This window comes from Campylobacter sp. JH32 (assembly GCF_017846535.1).
In the GTDB taxonomy this organism is placed as follows: domain Bacteria; phylum Campylobacterota; class Campylobacteria; order Campylobacterales; family Campylobacteraceae; genus Campylobacter_D; species Campylobacter_D coli.
In genome coordinates this window covers 1-648 of sequence record NZ_JAEQBS010000039.1, presented here as the reverse complement: position 1 = coordinate 648, position 648 = coordinate 1, and the positions used below count along the sequence as shown (strand labels likewise).

Sequence of the window (648 nt, the reverse complement as noted above, 5' to 3'; positions counted from 1 at the left end):
AGCATAGTCTAAAAATTTAGTGATTAAGTCTAATTTAGCTTCTTGTGTTTTAATGTTTTTACTCATTTGTTATTCCAAAAATCTAAATCTCAAATTATCTTTCTAATTTTTTATCTAACATCTTCACAATCTAATATTTCCTCATATTCAAAATGAAACCCAGCACCCTCATCGCCTCTTAAAAATATATTATAATTATAATACAAATATCGTTTAAATTCTTGATACTTAATGTTATTTTTATCATCAATATACCAAGCTTCTATTTCTTTTTCTTTTACTTTTCCTATTCCAAGTTTAATTTCGCGTGATTTAGTTTCTATTTCTTTCCAATTTGAAGGTTGAATTTCCAAATTCAATTTTTCATTATAAAAATATTTTATACCATTATTTTTAATTCTAATATTAGAATTATTCATCATAGCTTGAATAAATTGTTTTTTTAAATCCAAATAATCTTTATTAAACACTATCATTTTATTACTATTATCTTTACACAAGCTCTTAAACTCATAATACTGCGGATCCATATATTTATAAGAACATCCTCCTACTAAGAATAATAAAAGATATACAGGTAAAAGAAACAAAGTAAATTTTTTAAATATTGTTTTAAAATTTATAGTTTTTGTTTTATTTTTTAATTTA

1 protein-coding gene is annotated in these 648 nt (G+C 21.5%); it reads right to left on the bottom strand.

Annotated elements, in window-relative coordinates; all coding sequences use genetic code 11:
- Positions 1-110: 110 nt before the first annotated feature.
- Positions 111-648: hypothetical protein (locus KAR67_RS09410; protein WP_209830601.1), on the bottom strand; the 538-nt coding region annotated here is incomplete at its 5' end.